General features: G+C 34.1%; 10 protein-coding genes. All 10 read left to right on the top strand.

Features of this window, described 5'->3' with window-relative positions:
- Positions 1-329: 329 nt before the first annotated feature.
- The 10 genes from Q0998_RS00770 (at position 330) to Q0998_RS00725 (ending at position 21,469) form a co-directional block, all read left to right on the top strand.
- Positions 330-3,476, top strand: coding sequence for a SusC/RagA family TonB-linked outer membrane protein (locus Q0998_RS00770; protein WP_299664843.1), 3,147 nt, complete (start codon positions 330-332; stop codon positions 3,474-3,476).
- 11 nt (positions 3,477-3,487) lie between these two features.
- Positions 3,488-5,257: a RagB/SusD family nutrient uptake outer membrane protein gene (locus Q0998_RS00765; RefSeq protein WP_299664840.1), complete on the top strand. Its 1,770-nt coding sequence runs from the start codon at positions 3,488-3,490 to the stop codon at positions 5,255-5,257.
- 43 nt (positions 5,258-5,300) lie between these two features.
- On the top strand, positions 5,301-8,165 hold the full coding sequence (locus tag Q0998_RS00760; RefSeq protein ID WP_299664837.1) for a SusC/RagA family TonB-linked outer membrane protein: 2,865 nt from the start codon (positions 5,301-5,303) through the stop codon (positions 8,163-8,165).
- A 16-nt stretch (positions 8,166-8,181) separates the two neighbouring features.
- Entirely contained in the window at positions 8,182-9,873 is a 1,692-nt protein-coding gene (locus tag Q0998_RS00755; RefSeq protein WP_299664835.1) for a RagB/SusD family nutrient uptake outer membrane protein, read from the top strand.
- 32 nt (positions 9,874-9,905) lie between these two features.
- Positions 9,906-10,931 carry a DUF5627 domain-containing protein gene (locus Q0998_RS00750; protein WP_299664832.1) on the top strand — a complete coding sequence of 342 codons (1,026 nt, stop codon included), beginning with the start codon at positions 9,906-9,908 and terminating at the stop codon, positions 10,929-10,931.
- Between the two features lie 303 nt (positions 10,932-11,234).
- Positions 11,235-12,251: a glycosidase gene (locus Q0998_RS00745; RefSeq protein ID WP_299664829.1), complete on the top strand. Its 1,017-nt coding sequence runs from the start codon at positions 11,235-11,237 to the stop codon at positions 12,249-12,251.
- A gap of 96 nt (positions 12,252-12,347) precedes the next feature.
- Positions 12,348-13,919, top strand: a complete 1,572-nt coding sequence (locus Q0998_RS00740; RefSeq protein ID WP_299664826.1) for a sulfatase — start codon at positions 12,348-12,350, stop codon at positions 13,917-13,919.
- Between the two features lie 3 nt (positions 13,920-13,922).
- Positions 13,923-15,524 carry a sodium/solute symporter gene (locus tag Q0998_RS00735; RefSeq protein WP_299664823.1) on the top strand — a complete coding sequence of 534 codons (1,602 nt, stop codon included), beginning with the start codon at positions 13,923-13,925 and terminating at the stop codon, positions 15,522-15,524.
- A gap of 148 nt (positions 15,525-15,672) precedes the next feature.
- Entirely contained in the window at positions 15,673-19,938 is a 4,266-nt protein-coding gene (locus tag Q0998_RS00730) for a two-component regulator propeller domain-containing protein (RefSeq protein ID WP_299664820.1), read from the top strand.
- A 400-nt stretch (positions 19,939-20,338) separates the two neighbouring features.
- A complete protein-coding gene (locus tag Q0998_RS00725; RefSeq protein WP_299664818.1) occupies positions 20,339-21,469 on the top strand; it encodes a glycosyl hydrolase in 1,131 nt (376 codons plus the stop codon).
- Positions 21,470-21,561 lie beyond the last annotated feature (92 nt).

Below are 21,561 nucleotides of genomic sequence, written 5' to 3'. Positions count from 1 at the left end.
AATCTATAAAATTGATTTATAAATCATTCTATTCTTTTCTTATTATAAACTGATTTTTAAGTTTAGGTCATCCAATTTGTTCAATATTGTATCATTTTAGCAAAATGCTATCAGAATGATGTTATTTGTGATTTTGATTTTTTAAACCTTGTTAAATAGTGAATTTGTTATTTTAGTTGATATTTATAATGTATTTAATAATTTAAATTTAACAATATAGTAATATTGTACAAAAGATAAGCAAAATAATATCTATTTATATTCTACTTTTACTGTAGATTTGTTCTGTTAAATATTAGCTAAACTTTATTAATGACAACTAAAACTTTATGCAAAAAAAATTAAAACTATTATTTGTCTTTCTTTTTATTATATCTGGGTTAATTGTCAATGCTCAAGAAATTAATATTACAGGAACGGTAACAGATAAAGAAACTAACGAATATTTACCAGGGGTAAGTATCATTGTTAAAGGCACAAATAGAGGAGTATTAACAGATTTTGATGGAAGGTATAGAATCAAAGCAAATGTAGGTGAGATCTTAAATTTTTCGTACTTAGGATTTGAAAATTATTCTTATGAAGTAAAACGAGAAAGTAGCTTAATTAATGTTGAAATGATTACTTCTATATCTCAATTAGGAGAAATAGTTGTTGTAGGTTATGGAAAACAAAAGAAAGAAAGTGTTGTTGGAGCAATAGGCACAACAACTGGAGAGATTCTTGAAAGAACAGGAGCTACTACAAATTTAGCACTTGCGTTATCAGGACAACTGCCTGGTGTCCAGGTCGCTCAGTCAACTGGGCAACCAGGAAATGAGAGGATAGATATTATTGTACGAGCACAAACAAGTTGGAATGGCTCAAGCCCATTGATTTTAGTAGATGGAGTAGAAAGATCGTTAAACGATATAGATCCTGCCAATGTTGAAACAATTTCAGTTTTAAAAGATGCCTCGTCTACTGCCGTATTTGGAGTTAAAGGGGGTAATGGGGTTATTCTAGTGACAACAAAAAGAGGCTCATTTTCAGAAAAGCCGAAATTTACAGCAAACTATAATTCTGGTTTTAAATGGCTGTCAAGAGCTTTCAGACCAATGAATTCTTATAATACTCTTGATTACAAGAACAAGGCTATTGAGCGAGATTTAAGATATAATCCGTCTGGATGGTCGAGTTATACGCCAAATAGCATCTTAAACAGATATAGAAATAGATTGACGTCCGATGATGAGTGGTTGTTTCCTGATGTTAATTGGCAGGAAGAAATGCTGAATGATGTAGCTTGGAACCATAGACTCAATCTTGGTATTAGCGGAGGTACAGAGTCCGTTAGATATTTTGGTTCAATTTCGTATCAGCATGATTCAGATCTTTTAAAATCTGGAGATAGTAATGATAAACCATATGATCCTGGTTTTACGTACGATAGAATTAATTTTAGAAGTAATTTCGATTTCAACATTTCAAATACCACACAGTTTAGTGTTAACCTCGCTGGGATTGTTGGTATGAGAAAACAATCAACCTACCCATCTAACCAATTGTACCTTGGGGTATTTACCTTACCGCCAAATTATTTTCCTGTTAAGTATCCAGATGGGGTATATGGTTTCAATCCGTCATTTTCATTTTATACGAACCCTATTGCTAGTTTGAGAAATTCAGGTATCGAGCGTGTTAATGATTATACAATGACATCAGATTTTACTTTAACCCAGAAACTTAATTTTATTACAAAAGGACTTTCTGTCAGCGGTCGTCTATCAATGGACAATCAGTACAGGTCCGAGGGGCGGAATATCTCCGAAACTTTTGGAGGTAGCTATCTCTCCAAGTATATAGACGGTATAGCATATTTAAATGCGCAAACAGACGAAGAGCGCCAATCAGCTACTTTCTTCTTACCGGCAACCGGGCTTAATGATTATGATTTTATTGTAGCCCCATATGAGGTGTCCGGAGAGAACAATGGTATCTCCAAGCAGTTGGTCAGACGATTCGACTACCAGTTGGACCTCAGTTATGACAGGTCGTTTGGCAAACACCATACAGATGCATTAATCTTGTTTAGAAGGATTGAGAACTCTAAAGGCAGCGTTTTTCCAAATAGGCAGCAAGATTTAACTGGAAGAGTTAGATATGATTATAAGAACACGTACCTGTTGGAGTTCAATGGCTCCTACAATGGTACTGACAAGTTCGGCCCAGGGTTTCGATTAGGCTTTTTTCCTTCTTTAGCTGTCGGTTGGAATATTGATAAAGAGTCGTTTATGGATTATGATTGGTTAGATAGACTAAAGGTAAGATATTCATGGGGGCAAGTAGGTTCTGATAATGGTAGCGACCGTTGGGCTTTTGAGAATAGATGGCAAATAGTTAATGGGAATATTGCCAATTTGGGGCAATTGACTGGAGGTTTTTTTGCTACGGCCAGTCCTCCTTACCCTCTTTATGAGCAGGATGTTATTGGAAATCCTAATGTACAATGGGAGATTTCGACAAAGCACAATCTAGGGGTTGAAATAGGAGTGCTTAAAAACACGCTTTCTTTAAGTTTGGATTTATGGAAAGAAAACCGTGATAAAATTTTTATCAAAGGAGATAATCGTACGGTGCCAGCTTTATTTGGTGCAGATCCCATATCGGCGAATTTAGGTAAAACAGAGGCTGAAGGCTATGAGCTAACGTTGGATTTGAAAAAAACGACTCCTTCTGGTCTTTATTATTGGGCTCAAGCAGTTTTTACCCAAGCAAAAGATAAAATAATATATATTGAAGATGCGCCATTGTTGCCGTACAATCAAAAACAAGAGGATTTCCCGCTCAATCAAATAAAACAAATTATAGATCATGGGGTCATACAGAATTATGATGACCTGTACGGTTCTGTACAAACAGATAATTTTAATAATGACAAGTTGCCTGGAGACCTAATGTTGCTCGATTACAACGGAGATGGTCTTATAAATTTTGCAGATCAAGCGCCCTATGGGTACTCCAACCACCCTCAAAAAACACTTAGTTTCTCTGTGGGAGGTGAATATAAAGGTTTTTCTGCATTTGTTCAGTTTTTTGGTGTGAGTAATGTTTCTCGTAGACTGGTAGATATAGTAAGACCGTTTTCAGGAGATAATGATGTAGTACATAATATTTTTAGTGATTATTGGTGGCCAGACAATCCCAATGCTTCTACAATTGCACCTAGATTGAATTCTAATTATACCTATACAGGCAGGCAACCTATATATGATGCGTCCTATCTAAGGCTTAAAACCGCTGAGATTGCATATACTCTTAAGGGTAAAAAGGTTAAATCTGCTTTAGGTATGAATTCAGTGAGATTATTTATGAACGGAAATAATTTGTTGTTCTGGTCTGACTTGCCTACAGACCAAGAAAGAGGAGATATCCTTTTCTTTGGTCAGTATCCTAATACAAGAAGGGTAAATTTTGGTGTAAATGTTCAATTTTAAAATTTAGTAAAATGAAAAAAATAATATATAATAGAATTGTGCTAACTTGTTTTAGCATCATATTGATATTTACAGCTTGTGATGATGAGTACCTAAGCAAGATCGACGAGTCCGATATCAGCGAAGAAGATATTTTTAGTAATTTTTATAACTATCAAGGCTTTACCAACAGATTGTATCCTTATATAATGGATTATAAGAATATTATTTTTGCAAGTTCTTGGTGCTGGGGCAATGAAACGGTGTCAACAGCAACAGATTTGAATCGCTTTAGTAATGATGGGGATTATTTTAATATATTAAATAGTGCAAGAGCTCCTATAATTGATAATAGTGAAAAAACTAATCCTGTGGTAGGTGGGGTTTGGACCCATGGGTGGAGAGGTGTTAGGGGTGCAAACCAAATCCTGGCGAATTTGGATCTGATGGTGGATGCAACAGATGATGAGCGCAATGTAATTGAAGCACAAGGCTATTTTTTAAGAGCTTGGTTCTATTTTGAATTTGCGAGTTGGTTTGGAGGTATGCCCTATGTAGAAACATATTTACAGCCAGATGATGATCTTTTTATCCCCAGACTAAATTACCAGCAGACAGCAGATAAAATTGGGGAAGACCTAGAAAAAGCCATACCTAAACTACCTAAAAGCTGGAATGAGGCACCATATGGACAAGCAACTTTAGGAGATGCTAACGAGCCGATGGCGACCAGAGGTGCTGCATATGCGATTTTAGCTAAAAATTACCTCTATGCTGGCAGTCCGTTGATGAATCTCGAATCACAAGGATCTGCCACTTATAACAACGACTACCTTAATAAATGCATTGCGGCATGTGTAGGGGTTTTTAACTTAGTAAATGAAGGATATTATAGATTATATGATTTCGATGATTATTCCTATCTTTTTGTAAACAGTAAGAATCTTGGAGTTCCTGCTGCTACTGGCGAAAAAATCTGGGGTGCCGCTCATAAGAACAATACATTCAATACAAAAAGGTCTACTGTATTCAATAGTGTAGGTGGAAGTAACAACTATAATGCCCCTACTGCCAATTTCGTGGAGAACTATGAAATGGCGAACGGGTTGCCTATAGACGATCCAGCTTCTGGATACGACCCGAATAACCCATGGAAAAACAGGGATCCGAGATTTTACGAGTCCATAATTATAGATAACGATTCTATTAGTATCAAGCAGACAAAAAGAGCAGAATTATATGTAGGTGGCAGAGAGAAGGCAAAAGATGCGGATACTGGGTATGGACAGAGAAAATGGAATCCAATAGGACTTACCAATTTAGATGGATGGTACCAAAGAAGAGCATTCTATACTACTGCACGTATTCGTCTTGCAGATGTTTATTTAATGTATGCTGAAGCTGTAAATGAAGTTTATGGACCAAATGTAGTACCTACAGCGATAAATGGAGCTACTATGACGGCTGTGGCCGCCATTAACGTAATTAGAAATAGAGCTACTATGCCTAATGTTAACCCGAAGTTTTTATCATCAAAAGAGGTTTTTAGGGAAAGAATATGGAATGAAAGAAAAATTGAGCTAGCATTTGAAGGAGAAAGTTGGTTTGATATCAGAAGATGGTACGTAGCCCATTTACCTGAATATAAAGAAATGTATGCACTAGACTTTGACGAGAACTATACTTTTTTCAATAAAAGATTAATTAAAACTAGAGTTTTTGATCAAAAGCATTATTGGTTGCCTTTTCCCGTCGATCAGGTATCTATTTATCCAGAATGGACACAGAATCCTGGCTGGTAGAACTGTATGCCAACGAATTATAAAAACAAGATATCAAAATATTATGAATATACATAAAAATATAACATTGCTACTATGTTCGATGCTTTCTATCTCATCAGCGTTTACACAGTCAGCAAATGATAACAACATTAGGGAGAAAGACGGGCGCATTGTAGATTCTACAATTGTAATGACCAACAAAAATGATAAACTTGTAGCATTGCCTTTTAGTAGCTTAACAAAAGAATCTATTACAGGATCGGTATCGTATGTTAATTTAGATGAAATTAGAGAGTTCGACAACACCAGATTTGTATTTGATGGTATTAAAGGTCGAGTTGCAGGTATTACAGGTACATCAAATAATAATATAAGAGGATTAGGATCTGCCTTAGTTATAGTAGATGGAATTCCTAGACCAACAAATACATTAAGATTAGAGGAAATAGATAAGATCACTGTTTTAAAAGACAATCATGCCAGCGTTCTGTACGGGACAGACGCAAACAACGGTATCGTCCTGATTACGACCAAGCGAGGTAGAGACCATAAAAAAGCCATTAATTTCGTAGCAGAGCAAGGCTATGCATTCCCTGTCTCCCTTCCCTCTTATCTAGGAGCCGTTGACTATATGAAACTGTACAACGAGGCACGAGCCAATGACGGTCTGTCCCCTTCATTTAGCCAGACTACTATTGACAATACCGCATCGGGCATAAATCCTTTTCGTTACCCAGACATCGATTACTATTCTCCTGAATATCTAAAGAGTTTTACGAGTTTTACCAATGTGTTCGGGGAGATCTATGGTGGAGGCGATGCAACCAAATACTATCTCAATCTAGGTTGGAGAGGAAGTGACGAGCTGTTCAGTCTCGGGGAGGGCGAGTCGGCAAAGAGCAATGTTTTCAATGTAAGGGGAAATGTCGATCTGAAGATAAACTCCTTCATTGATGCGTTTCTTGACGTCAATACAATTTTCAATATCTCATCACAACCGAATGGTAACTTTTGGAATAATGCATCTTCACTGCACCCTTACTTTTTCAACCCTTTGTTGCCTACCGCAAACGTAGACGACCCTACCGCTCTGGAGGGTGCAAAATTAATAGATGGTGCTTTTATTCTTGGCGGCAGAAGCATAGACAATCAGGTAAACGTATACGGAGATATGTTCCGTAGAGGATATAACAGGACGGTACAGCGTACCATCCAATCGAACTTAGGTTTGAATTTTAATTTGGACTTCATAACAAAAGGCTTGAAATTCAACACCACCTTCTCTTTCGATCAATACAGCCAGTATAAAGAGACGCAGCAAAATACATACGCCGTGTATCAGGCCCAGTGGCTTTCGGACGAGGCAGAAGCCCTTCCTCTGAGCGAAGACACTTATTCTGTCACTAAAATCGGTGAGGATCTCGACACAGGAGTACTCGGAGTGGGAACTCTGGATCTTCAGAAAAGGGTGGGGGCATATGCGAATCTTTCATTCGAGAGGGATTTTGGAAGCCATGGTGTCGAGGCAATGGTGCTCGGCTATATGAACCAATATCAAAATGGGGGGGAGCTGTATAGGAGGAAACAGGCACATATAGGAATGCATCTAGGGTATTCCTTTAAAAATCGCTATATAATTGACTTCAACGGTGTCTACACGAACTCTGTATTCCTAGCAGAGGGGAACAGGGGAGCGCTTTCTCCGACTATCGGACTGGGATGGGTCCTCAGTGAGGAGGGCTTTATAAAATTTTCCAAGACGATCAACTACCTGAAGATTCGGCTTTCTGGCGGGCTTTTGAATACTGACAGAAGTTTTGGGAACAATAATTACTATCTATACGAGGACAGCTTTCAGCAAGGTGGCAATTTCTTCTACGGTGATGGTCAACGATCATCTCCTTTGACACAATACAGTATAGTAGGCAACCGCTCATTGGACTATGTGAAAAAAACGGATATCAATATTGGAATGGAGGGATGGTTCCTGAACAATCACTTGAGTGTGGAAGCAAATTACTTCAAAATTTGGAACCAAGGATTGCTAGGAACTCAGAACAATACACTCAGTGGTCTATTCGGAGGTTTTTTACCAGTAAACAACATAGTGGACGATATGTACAATGGTGTGGAGACAAAAGTCGTCGTCCAAGAGAACATAGGAGATTTCTCCTTCAATTTCGGCCTTACCCTTATGTATACGAAACCTACAGCGACAGCACGTGACGAAGCTTGGGCCAATGACTATCAGAACAGGGAAGGCAGAAGCCGCGATGCTATTTTCACTTTGGAGAATGACGGGTTCTACAAGGAAAGCGATTTTGATTCTACTGGAGCCCTTATGGCAAGTCTTCCTGTACCACAGTTCGGCGATGTACAGCCCGGCGACCTGAAATACATAGATCAAGATAATAACGGGATAATTGATAATGATGATCAAATACAAGTTAGCAATACCGTACCTAGAACCAGTTATGGACTTGAGTTACTTTTAAAGTACAAAAATCTCAGTTTTTTTGCTTTAGGAACTGGACAAGCAGGTTCTAGTATTTTTTTCAATAACTCCTATTATGCAAATTTTGGAAATACCAATAAATGGTCAGAGGAAGCAAAAGGACGATGGACACCAGCAACTGCGAATACAGCTACACACCCTAGATTATCTTCAGTTGCAAATGCCAATAATTTTAGAAATTCAACCTTTTGGATGCACAACGAGGATGCTTTTTATTTAAATAGAATCCAACTGACTTATGACTTTTCTAAACAGCTTATCGATAAATTGAATGTAAAAAATCTTAGCTTATATCTTAGAGGTAGAAATGTACTTGTTGTCTCTAAAATAAAAGATAAGATTCAATTGAATGTAGGGAGCTTGTCTCCGCAAAATAGAAATTTTGCTCTTGGAATGAAACTAGAACTTTAATACTAAACAAATGACTATGATGAAAAATATTAAATTAATTTACATCAGGATTATAATTCTTTCATTAGTCTTCAGTTCTTGTGAGGCTATGTTAGAACCTGATGAAGATAATCGCAGATCTTCTGATATATTATTAACAGATCCAACGTATGGAGAAGGAATTTTACTGAATGCCTATAATGCTTTAGAATCCTACCGATTCGATGAAGCTGCTACAGATGATGCCGTTAATAATAATACGGGTAATGCTTTTTCAAGAATGGCTCTTGGAGAATGGGCTGCATTATATAACCCACAATCTAGGTGGGATTATGCTTATGAGCAATTATATTATATTAACAAAATGCTTGAGATAGTTGCAGATGTAGAATGGAGTTATAAAAGTAAGGAAAGAAATGACTTATTCTTGCAAAAACATACTGGAGAAGCATATGGGTTGAGAGCTGTTTATAATTTTATGTTATTGCAAAGTCATGCAGGTATTGATAAAGATAACAATCTAAAAGGATTTGTTATTCTTACTGAGCCTTTGACGGTGGAAGACGAGTGGAACCTCCCCCGTAATTCTTTTGAAGAATGTATCGATGCCATCATACAAGATTGTGATGAGGCAATACGGCTGCTTCCAGACGAGTACATTGATACGGGCGACGGCGAAGTAAGGGATGCTGTTTTCGGAAAGCAGAATGTTAATAGAATAAATGCCAATATATTAAGAGCCTTTAAGACCAGAGTGGCGCTATGGGCCGCCAGTCCCGCATTCAACCTCGCCAACAGTACCGCTCTTTGGCAACAAGCCGCAGACTTGGCAGGAGATTTCCTATCCGATAGAGGTGGATTGGGCATCCTCTCTGCCACAGGACATGTGTTCTACAGGAATCAAGACGACCCGGATATCATATGGCGTAGAAATTGGGGATTGAACAACTTCAGGGAAAAACAGCAGTACCCGCCATCGTTGTTTGGAAATGGAATTATAAACCCTACCCAAAATTTGGTGGATGCATTTCCTATGAAGAATGGGTATCCGATTGACGATACCGCTAGCGGGTACGATTCTAACAACCCCTATTCGGGTAGAGATCCGCGTTTGGAAGAATATATCATTTACAACGGAAATGATATGAATGGCAGATCGATAAATACGTCACTGAATGATGCGAACGATGGTTTGGGGCAAAACCCAGAGGCGACCATCACGGGCTATTATTTGAAAAAACTCCTTATCGAGACCCTCGATATCTCCCCTAACATCAATAATACCGCAAGTCATTGGGATACCTATTTGAGATATACCGAGGTCTTTTTAAATTACGCCGAGGCCATGAATGAGGCAAATGGCCCGGACAACTCTGGAACCTATGGTTTTTCTGCCAGAGAAGTCCTTCAAGCTATCAGGGAAAGAGGGGGGATAGACCAACCCGACCTGTATCTTGCCTCTCTGGATCAGAATGGTTTTAGAGAGATGGTTAGGAATGAGCGAAGGATAGAACTTTCTTTTGAAGGTTTTCGTTTTTGGGATATTAGAAGATGGAAGTATGATTTATCTAAGTTAAACGAACCCGCTCAGGGCATAAGTATTAATGGATCGGATTATACAATATTCGATGTAGAAGCTAGAAATTATAAGAGTTTTATGATATATGGGCCTATTCCACAGCAGGAGATTCTAACTACAAGTAAAATTATTCAAAATCAAGGATGGTAAGCTTATAAGACCAATAAAAAATCAAAATAAATATGAAAAAATATATATTTAATATTAGTGTAACACTTAGCCTTATACTGCTAATCGCATGCTCTAATGAAGATCAAGAGTTTGAGGACTTTGCAGGATCTACTACCTATTTCCCTTACCAATACCCTGTAAGAACACTTGTTTTAGGAAATGATCTGTTTGATAATTCAAATGATAATCAAGGGAAGTTTGTTATAAGTACTCTAGTAGGCGGATTGTATAATAGTAAGCAAGACTATAATGTTAGTTTTACTATTGATAATAGTCTTGCGCAAAATATAGAAACATCAGATGGAAATAGTATTAAAATTTTACCTCCTAATTATTACGAGTTAAGTGAGACATCTATGGTAACAGTTCCTTCTGGCTCTTTTGCAGGAAAAATTGAAGTTCAATTAAAAGATGACTTTTTTAACGATCCAGACGCAATTAAAACCAGCTATGTTATACCACTTAGAATAACTGAAACCACCACAGATTCTTTGTTAGTAGGACTTCCAGATGTAGCAGATCCAAACCCACATATTGCAAGCGATTGGGTAATTACCCCTAAAGATTTTACCCTATTTGCAATAAAGTATATTAATCGTTTTGATGGTATTTATTTAAGAAGAGGTTTATCAATTTTATATGATGATATGAACAATGAAATTGAAAGAATTGAATATAGATCTCCTTATGTGGTTACTGACGAATTATGGAGTCTGTCTACTATATCTTTAACTAAAGCACTTGGTAAAACACCTGTAAGAGAATCTTCTGGCAGTCCTGGAGATGTAGAGTTTGAGTTAAATTTTACTGGAGATACAGCTGTTATAACAGAAACAACCAATTCTGATTTTTCAGTTACTGGATCCGCAACGTTTGTTGAAGCTGGTGATGCCTGGGGTGGAATAAGTAGAGATGCTATTTATCTAGATTATAATATAACTGGAAATACAGGAAAAAAGTATGTTGTAAAAGACACTATTGTTATGAGAGATAGAGGAGTAGGTGTTGAAACCTTTACACCCGTTATAGTCCCATAAATTTAATAGTCTTAGCTTTAGTAAAAAATGCCTCTTTAAATTTTTAGGAGGCGTTATTTTATATAGATTAAATTTTTTTAGAATACTTAGAACTTAGATTTAAAATTTTAATCTTAACATAACTAGTTTATTTAAAAGGTGTAAAATTATTTATTATAATTATAAAAAATATTCTTTTTTGTTTGTTACAAATATAACTGTAAAGGAGAATCCAGATTAAATATTTCAAAAAAACGTATAACTATAATCACAATAAAGATTGTTGATTGAAAAAGTTAAAAAAGAATTAAATATTGTAAAAAAATGATGTTAATCAAAAGTAAATTAAATCCAATATTAAAACCGAATAAAGCAAACAATTGGGAAAATCTGGTAGTCTGTAATCCTGGAGTATGGTATGAAGATGGAAAATTCTATATGCTTTATCGTGCTGCAGGAGATGATGAAGGACATGTAATTCGATTTGGATTAGCTACTAGTAAAGATGGGGTCAACTTTATAAGAGATAGTAATCAGCCCGTTCTAGGGCCTAGTGAACAAGGTCCAGATATGGGTTGTGTAGAAGATGCAAGAATTGTAAAGTTCGATGATTATTATTATGTTACGTATGTTTTTAGACCGTTTCCTCCTGGACAATACTGGAAGTTTGAACATGATGTTGTTTTAACTAAAGATTTTGGATCGCATGCACCTCATTTCATACAGAGAAACATAGCTAATTCAGCACTAGCCATTACTAAAGATTTTAAAAATTGGATAAAGTTGGGGCGTATTACAGATTCTAGTTTAGATGACCGAGATGTTATCCTTTTTCCAGAAAAAATCAATGGAAAGTTTGCTATGTTGCATCGTCCTAAAGAATGGGTTGGCGAAACCTACGGTGTCGATAAACCAGCAGTTTGGATTAGATTTAGTGATGATTTATTAACGTGGAACGAGCCAAGCACTATGATTATTGGAGGAATTAAAGGGGGATGGGAAGAAAAAACGGGAGGAAGCACTCCTCCTTTAAAAACAGATAAAGGTTGGTTGGTTATCTATCATGGAGTAGAGAACGGAGGTCGGGGATATTATCGTGTGGGTGCGGTTATGTTGGATTTGGAAGACCCTACTAAAGTAATTGGTAGAACAAAAAATTATATTATGGAGCCAGAATTTGATTACGAAATTGAGGGCTATTATAAAGGATGTGTTTTCCCGACAGGAAATGTAATTGTTGGAGATACACTTTATGTTTACTACGGAGCGGCAGATAAAAATGTTGGTTTGGCCACCTGTAATGTAGAAGAACTGGTTGATTATGTACTAAATAATAATTAAAGTCTATGACCAGCCATTCAGCATTAAAAACTCAGAAGTTTGTAAATTACATTTTTTATAAGCCTTCTTCCAAAATATAAATATTAAAAATTTATTATGCGTAATGTATTTCCATTTGTTATCCTGATTCTTATTCTCTTTGACTGTAAAGGACAAATTGAAAAAAAAATTACAGAAAGACCTAATATAGTATTTATTATGAGTGACGATCATGCTTCGGAGGCGATTGGTTGTTATAATGGCTTTTTTGCTGACTATGCTAAAACGCCTAATATTGATAAATTAGCCAATACAGGAATGCTCTTTAATAATGTTATTTGTACCAATGCAATTTGCGGTCCAAGTCGTGCCGCTATTTTAACAGGTAAGTATAGTCATTTGAATGGATTTTATAAGAACGTAGATGGAGGTGATTTCGACGGAAGTCAGCAAACGTTTCCTAAATTGTTTCAACAGGCTGGGTATCAAACGGCACTTATAGGCAAATGGCATCTTGGTACTGTACCAACAGGTTTCGATTATTCACAATTCTTAGTCAACCATGGCCAACAAGGAACTTATTATGATGCAGAGTTTTTAATCAATGGATCTAAAAAAAAGAAAGCTCAACAACATGTAACCTCTCAAATTGCAGAAGATGCCATCGACTGGTTGACTCAAAAAAGAGATAAGGCAAAACCTTTTATGCTATGTTACCAGTTTAAGGCACCTCATCGCCCGTGGGATCCAGCACCAGAATTTGAAAATTTATATAATGATATTACTATTCCAGAACCTCCAACTTTTAATGATACCTATAAAGGCAGAAAGGCTGCGGCCGATACATGGATGACTATTGAGAACCACCTTAGTAGAAGAGATCTAAAAATGAAACCTCCGACTCACTTAACACCAAATGAACAAAAAAAGTGGTTTGCCCGTGGTACCTCAGGAGAATATGTCTCACCATCTGATACATTAACTGGTCAAGCATTAAAAAAATGGAAGTATCAAGTTTATATTAAAGACTACCTAAGATGTGTTGCCGGAGTTGATAAAGCTATAGGAAAGATGGTTGAAAAACTTAAAGAGCAGGGGCTATATGATAATACAATTATAATATATACATCCGATCAAGGATTCTTTTTAGGTGATCACGGATGGTTTGACAAGCGATTTATGTATGAACATTCGTCTCGGATGCCTTTTATTATCTCATATCCCGAAAAAATTAAACCTAAAAGTAAAAACGACAACCTTTATATGAATGTTGATTTTGCTCCCACATTGCTAGATTTGGCTGGTATTGATGTTCCCGAGGATATGCAGGGAATAAGTATGAAGCCTACTATTTTTAAAGAAGATGATGCAAAAGGGCACGATGCTATTTATTCACATTACTACGAATGGCCAATCTGGCATCACGTACAGCCACATTATGGTATTAGAACCGATAGATATAAATTAATTCATTTCTATCATACTATAGATGAATGGGAATTGTACGATTTGCAAAATGATCCCAATGAATTGAATAATCTAATTGATGATGCTGATTATTCTAAAATACTTAAATCGCTAAAGAAAACGCTGAGGGAGAAGCAGGTTTATTACAAGGATAATTTGAGTTTAGATTCTATGAGGAAAATGACCGATCAAAAAATAAAAAGAAATATTCAAAGAGAATAGCTTATGTTTTCACAAATAAACATTGAAACTGTAGATGTGGTTATAATCATCATCTATTTTTTATTTATAGTTTTTTTAGGTATCTACTATGGTAGAAAGAGTAAGGATGCTCAGTCTTATTTCCTTGCAGATAGAGGAAGTGGTTGGTTTGTTATTGGTTTCTCAATGTTTGCGGCAAGTATATCCAGTTCTACCCTTATTGGTAAAGCAGGCGATGCGTATAGCACAGGTATAGCTGTTTTTAATTATGATATTGTCTCGGTAATTGTTATGGTTTTTTTTGCATGGTTTTTTCTTCCATTCTATATAAAAGCAAAAATTTATACCATTCCAGAGTTTTTAGAAAAGCGTTTTAGTGTGCATTCTCGTTATTATTTTTCTGCTATTACCATTATAGTAAATATATTTCTAGATGCTGCTGGAGCACTATATGCAGCGGCACTTGTAATGAAACTGGTTTTTCCAGATGCATCTCTATTGGTTTTAGCTTCTATATTTGCGGTAGTTGTTGCAGTCTATACAATACCAGGAGGTCTATCGGCTGCTATTAAAGTAGATTTAATGCAAGGTGTAATTCTACTTGTAGGTTCGTTTGTTGTTACCTATTATATTTCTGTATCTGGGGGTGCAACATATGTGAAAGAACTTTTATCGAGTGAAGATTTTATGATGAAATTGTGGAGGCCTACCAATGATGTATCGGTTCCTTGGCCTGCTATTTTTCTAGGAATACCAATTCTAGGCTTTTTCTTTTGGGGTAATAATCAGCAATTGGTACAACGTGCATTAACAGGAAAATCGATTGATGAAGCAAGAAAAGGCGTTTTGTTAGTTGGCTTTCTAACGGTTTTGATATTGTTTATCATCATTATACCTGGCGTTATGTCCCAAAAAGTATTTCCAAATTTAGGTCGTCCAGATATGGTGTATCCAAATATGGTAATAGAATTACTTCCAAATGCATTAGTAGGATTTTTACTTGCCGCAATAATAGCAGCCTTGACATCTACACTTAGTGGATTGCTAAACTCAGTTGCTACATTATTTACTATGGATTTCTATTTAAAAATGAAGCCTGAAACTTCTTCTCAAAACCAAGTTTGGGTAGGTCGTATTGTTTCAGTTATTGTCCTTATAATTGCTGTGTGGTGGTCTCCTAAAATTGGAGAAAGCTTTGATTCGTTATTAAAGTACTATCAAGAAATGCTATCCATTATGGCACCACCAATTGTTGCTGTGTTTATTTTAGGTGTTTTTTGGAAAAGAGCCAATGCTAAAGGTGCCTTTATAGGGTTAATAGGAGGTGCTTTATTTGGAGTTGTGAACCTTTTAATTAAATTATTAACAGGTGTTTCCATTTTTGGTAATATGCATTTTTTAATGACAGTTCCATTTTATTTTCTATGGAGTATTATTGTAATGGTTGTAGCAAGTTTACTTACTGAGAAGCCAAACTATACTAAAATAGAACATCTTATATGGACTAGAGAACTCTTTTATAAAGAAACTTTGGAGCTTCGTAAAGAATCGATCTGGAAAAATTATAGATTTTGGTCTATGCTATTGATCTTATTTAGCGTGGTTGTATTTGTATGTTTTTTATAATTAAGAAGAAAAAATACTATTAACAAACCAATTTAAATTGGTATTCTTTTTGTTCTATTTAAAACATAAAACTTATACTATATCAGGTATTTAATATAGTCTCTAATTTCCAAAGGAATAATTATTAAGATTTAAAAAAATTACATGAATGCCAACTAAACTAGTTATGTTTTATTTATACACCTTAATATACTGCAGAATAAAGCAATACCTTAAGATTGTAGCCGTTTTATTAATTGCATTCAATTCAATTTTATCATTTGCTTCTAACAAATATCCAGTTAAATTTAAAAGGCTTACTATTAATGATGGACTCTCTAGTGATAAATTATTTTCAGTTATTCAAGATAAAAATGGTTTTCTTTGGTTTGGAACTGATAATGGACTTAATAGATATGATGGGTATTCTTTTAAGGTTTTTAAGTTTAATCCCAGCAACCCAAGATCGATACCAAGTAATCGTGTACAAGCACTGTTAGAAGATTCTAATGGTAATTTATGGATTGGTACGGATAAGGGTTTAGCACGGTTTGATAAAAAAACAGCAAATTTTAATGTATTTAAGTCCAATCCAAAGAATTCAGTTTCAATTTCTAACAATAACATAAAAGATATTTTTGAAGACAAAGAAGGAGATATTTGGATTGGTACCAATGTGGGTTTAGATAAAATTGACAGCAATAATAAATCTGAGGAAATAATTAAGTTTAAACATATTCCTTTTAATTTGTTTGAAGATGAAAATTTTGCTGTTAGATCAATATATCAAGACAATTTTAATAACATTTGGGTTGCTACTGATTTTAAATTAATTTTAATTCAGAAAAATGCTAGAACCAAAGAAATAAAAAAATATTATTTTAGTTTGTTAGAAGGTATTCAGAATAAAACTTTAATGGATATTTCTGCTGGAAGAAACAATTCTCTTCTTATAAGTACTTATACAGGAGGACTTCTTGAATTTAGCTTTACTTCACAAAATTCAGATTCAGAAGATGTAAATGTAAAAAAATATAATATAAGAAATCTAGAGCATTTAAGTTCCACGAAAACAATCATTTCCAGTTTAGTGGATTCTAAAGGTAATTTATGGGTTTGTACATTAGGAGACGGTATTGTTTACCTTCCAAAATATCAATCTGGAGAAGATAAGTTTTATCGAATAAAGAATAATTTGGATAATAATAATTCAATTTCCAGCAATTTTGTTAAAAAAGTTTTTGAGGATCGTTCTGGAGTTATTTGGTTATTGACCGAGAATAACGGTATTTGCAAATACAATCCAACGACAAAACCCTTTGTTAAACTTAAAGATTCAAAAGGTTTTCCTAGTGAGGTTAGTGATATAAGATCTATAATTGAAGACGATAATGGCAATCTAATTGTAGCGACAAGAAATAGTGGATTATTAAAATATAACCTTAACCAAGTACCACATAAAATTAATTTTCAAGGGGAATTTGAAAATTTGAATTGGACAGATGCAAAAAACATAAAAGATATTATTCAAGATTCTAATGGTAATTATTGGTTAGCATCTGATAATTTAGGAATACAGATTTATAATAAGGACGGGAAATTAGTAAAACAGTTTTCAAAAAATGAACATAATTCAAATTCTATATCAAATAATTACGTGTATAAGATTTTTGAGGATCGTAAAGGTATTATTTGGATTGGTTCTTGGGGCGGTATAAATGATGGTGGTCTAGATAGGTACGACCCAAATACAGAAAAGTTTACACACTTTGGTAATATTCCAAATGATACTACTAGTCTTAGTGAAAATATTATTGTAGCTATAGAAGAAGATCATCTAGGCCAGATTTGGATAGGAACAAATGGAGAGGGAGTAAATCTTGTTGAGACAAGGAACAATGGGGTTCATATAAAAAGATTTAAAACAGTATTAAATGATAAGTCAAGTCTTAATGACGATCATATAAAAGATATTTTTTTTGGTAATGATAATTCTTTATGGGTTTCAACCAATAGTGGCTTGAATAAATATAATTATGAATCGCAAAAATTCGAAAGAATTAATTTAGACAGTAATATAGCTAACCAACAGGTAAATAGTTCTATATATGACAGTAATGGATTATTATGGCTAGCCACACCAAGAGGTATAATTCGGTATAATCACAAATCCAGAGAAACGAACGTCTTTACTAAAGAAGATGGTTTGCATACAGGTTATACATCGGCATTGAAGCTAAAAAAGAATAATGGACTGGTATTTTATGGCTCTAATGGGGTTGTTTATTTTGAACCTGATAAGATAAAGTTAGATAAAGTTATTCCTCCAGTTATAATTACCGATTTTAAAATATTTAATATAGATGTAGAGAAATCTAAAAATGCGAACATTCAGGAAACCATACCGAATATAGATAGCATTACACTCCCATATTCCGAAAATAATTTTCAAATACAATTTTCCGCTTTAAATTTCATTAAACAAGGAAAGAATAAATATGCTTATCGTTTAGATGGATATGATGAAGAAGGACACTGGAATTATACAGGATCAAAATTTAGATATGTAAACTATTCAAATTTAAAAGAAGGAGATTATGTATTTCGGGTAAAAGCATCAAATAGTGATGGTATTTGGAGCGAAAAAGTAAAAGAATTGCAGATAACAATAGCCCCGCCTTATTACAGAACGCTTCTGGCCTACTTTATATATTTCACTATTGTGGCTGGTCTGATTTTCTTATTCTTAATTTTAGTTGTAAAGCGAGAAGAAGAAAAAAATAGAGTAAAAATGGAACGTGTAGAACGCCAACGAATAGAAGAATTGAACAAGATGAAACTAAATTTCTTTACTAATATTTCTCATGAGTTTAGGACACCGTTAACATTAATTTTAGCACCTGTTGAGAAACTTCTTAAATCCTCAACAGCACTTTCAGAATCAAAACGTAGTAATTTGTATACCGATATTCATAATAATGCTTCTAGACTTTTAAAATTGATTAATGAATTAATGGATTTTAGAAAATTAGAATCTGGAAAATTAGTCTTGAAAAAACAAAAGTTGGATATGGTAAATTTTATTAAAAATATTTATTCTTACTTTATAGATATTGCAGAAGAACGGAATATTCAATTTAAGCTTGTAGTACCACAAGAAGAAATAATAGCTTATTTAGATCCTCAACATATTGAAAAAGTTATTTATAATCTTTTATCCAACTCATTTAAATCTATTGGTAATACTGGAGAAATAGTGCTAACAGTTGAAACCGATAGAACACAGGGTTTGTTAATTAAAGTATGTGATAATGGTAAAGGAATACCACCAGAAGAATTAGAAAAAGTATTCGAACGTTTTCATCAAGTTACTAATCTCCATTCGAGATTATTTTATCAACAAGGTTCAGGAATTGGACTTGATTTTGCCAAAAGTTTAGTAAATATGCACGGAGGAAAAATTTCAGTAACAAGTAAGCCTAATCATAAAACTTGTTTTTTAATTTCTTTGCCAATCGATAATGCACATCAGGCTGTTAAATTAAATGCGGACTTTAAATCTATTATAAAAACAAACCATATAAGACTTTACAATAAAAATAAAGTTGAGATGATTGATAAACCTATTTCTGCTAAAGAAAGACTAGAAAAACCATCATTACTCATTGTTGATGATAGTCTTGAAATAAGGTTATTCTTAAAGAATGAATTTATTGATAAATATATAATTTATGAAGCAGAAAATGGAAAGCAAGCTATAGAAATAGCTTACGAGACAAACCTCGATTTAATAATTTCTGATGTTATGATGCCAGAAATGAGTGGTTTTGAACTTTGCAGATATTTAAAAACAAAATTAAAAACAAGTCATATCCCTATAATTCTATTAACTGCAAAATCAAATGAAAATAGCTTAATCGAAGGACTCGAAACGGGTGCAGACGCATATATTTCTAAGCCTTTTAATTTATCCATACTCGAAGTAAGAATACGAAAACTACTAGAAGTCAGAAATAAATTGCGCAAACTTTATTCTAACTCATTCGAACCTGATCCACGAACTTTGGTAACCAATAGTATTGATGAAGAATTTCTTGCCAAGGCTATTAATTTTGTAGAAGATAATATAGATAATTCAAAATTAAATGTTGAGATGTTTTGTGTAAATATGGGTATGGGAAGAACAAAGCTTCATGATAAATTAAAGGCATTAACAGGAAAATCAGTTGGTGAATTTATTCGAAGCATTCGTTTAAAACACGCAGCTCTCTTACTCAAAAATACTAATCTTAATGTATCTGAGGTTTGTTACTCAGTAGGGTTTAGTACTATGTGGTATTTTTCAAAATGTTTTAAAAATGAATTTAATTTAACGCCATCTGATTTTAGAAAGAACGAAAATGTAGATTCAGGTATTTTTTCCAGTAATATTTAAATAAAAGATGCCTGAAACTGTTTTTATGAATTGTATATAGACAATTAAAGTCTAATTTTAAGAAGAATTACCCACAATACATTTAGTATTAACATTTTAACTAGTATTATTTCTTATGGATGAGTGATTTATTGTAACACCTTGGAAAATTGTTGTACTTTTTTTTGATATTTCAATTTACTTTTGAGAGTATGACAAGTAAGAAAGGATTAAAATACTCGATTTTGGCTATTATGTTAGGTGTTTTAATCCTCTTTAGCGTTATGTCAATCATCTATTTTGTATTGTAATAACAGTCATTTTAAAGTTTAAATGGATAAATAATAAGCAATTAAAGTTCAAGTATTTCTAATAACATATTAAAAAATTAAGTAAAATATAGATTTATTAAAAATTTAAGATGATAGCGCATACGTTTTTTAAACATAAAAAAATATTTGGTAACTTTAAGGTTCTAGCTGTTTTTTTATTTTTTTCTATAAATAGTATTTTAGCTCAAATTGATAAGAATGCTACTGCTGAAACAAAAAACTTGTACCATAATTTAAAAAGTTTGGCAAAGAACAAACTAATTTTTGGACATCATAATACAGTAGGAATGGGTATTGGGTGGAGAAACAAGGATACAATTAATTGGAGCTCGGATGTAAACATATCAGTAGGAGATTTTCCTGCGCTATACGGTTTTGATTTGGTTGATGGGATGTCTTATCAAAAAGAACAGGTTAAGAAAATCTTTAGGCAAGGCGGTATTATTACATACAGTTGGCATATTCAGAACCCTGTTACAGATGGTTATTATGGTGATAAGCGAGGGGATGCTATGCAAAATATTCTAGAGGGTAAGCCTTATCATAATAAATGGAAAGCAAAATTAGATGAAATTGCCACCTATTTCAATTCTTTGGAAGTTAAAGGAATAAAAGTGCCAATACTATTCCGTCCGTTTCATGAACACACCAATGGACATTTTTGGTGGTCAGACAGCAGTATCTCGAATAAAACCTTTCGAGAAGTTTGGGAATTTACCATTCGCTATTTACGAGATGAGTGTAATGTACATAATCTACTTTATGTATATAATCCAACCAATCCTATAAAAAAAGGAGGCTTAAACGATGGTAAATACCCAGGGAATGAATGGGTAGATATAATAAGTTTTGATCTGTATTGGGGTGGGGAAGATGTAAGCAAGTCAATTTTAGAAAATAGCAAGGCAGTAGTAAATTTTGCGAAAAAAAATGGAAAAATAGCAGCTATTTCTGAGGCGGGCGTTGGACAAGGACTTCAAAATTCAAAAATTAACAATTGGATTACGACATGCATTCTTAATCCTTTAAAAAATGATTCTATTGCAAAAGAAATATCTTACTGGTTAACATGGCGAAATCTTAAAAAAAATAGATATTGGGTACCCTTACCTAGCTACCCTCAACATAAAGACTTTATGCGTTTTTATAATGATGAGATGACGCTTTTTCATAGCGATCTTCCAAATATGTATACTAATAATTATTATTGTAAAAAATAAGTATTTTAGCTTTTTCTAAATTGATTTTTATAGCTATGGAAAAGAGTATTTATCCCAACTTAGAAAACAGTAAATAGTGCTAAAAATATAAA

Source organism: uncultured Polaribacter sp., from assembly GCF_947501385.1.
Lineage (GTDB): Bacteria > Bacteroidota > Bacteroidia > Flavobacteriales > Flavobacteriaceae > Polaribacter.
The sequence above is the reverse complement of the archived record's forward strand: the minus strand, read 5'-3'. Positions and strand labels throughout refer to the sequence as shown.

Coding starts and splice junctions, on each gene's coding strand:
- Q0998_RS00770 (WP_299664843.1), top strand. CDS start 330: ATGCAAAAAAAATTAAAACTATTATTTGTCTTTCTTTTTATTATATCT.
- Q0998_RS00765 (WP_299664840.1), top strand. CDS start 3,488: ATGAAAAAAATAATATATAATAGAATTGTGCTAACTTGTTTTAGCATC.
- Q0998_RS00760 (WP_299664837.1), top strand. CDS start 5,301: ATGAATATACATAAAAATATAACATTGCTACTATGTTCGATGCTTTCT.
- Q0998_RS00755 (WP_299664835.1), top strand. CDS start 8,182: ATGATGAAAAATATTAAATTAATTTACATCAGGATTATAATTCTTTCA.
- Q0998_RS00750 (WP_299664832.1), top strand. CDS start 9,906: ATGAAAAAATATATATTTAATATTAGTGTAACACTTAGCCTTATACTG.
- Q0998_RS00745 (WP_299664829.1), top strand. CDS start 11,235: ATGATGTTAATCAAAAGTAAATTAAATCCAATATTAAAACCGAATAAA.
- Q0998_RS00740 (WP_299664826.1), top strand. CDS start 12,348: ATGCGTAATGTATTTCCATTTGTTATCCTGATTCTTATTCTCTTTGAC.
- Q0998_RS00735 (WP_299664823.1), top strand. CDS start 13,923: ATGTTTTCACAAATAAACATTGAAACTGTAGATGTGGTTATAATCATC.
- Q0998_RS00730 (WP_299664820.1), top strand. CDS start 15,673: ATGCCAACTAAACTAGTTATGTTTTATTTATACACCTTAATATACTGC.
- Q0998_RS00725 (WP_299664818.1), top strand. CDS start 20,339: ATGATAGCGCATACGTTTTTTAAACATAAAAAAATATTTGGTAACTTT.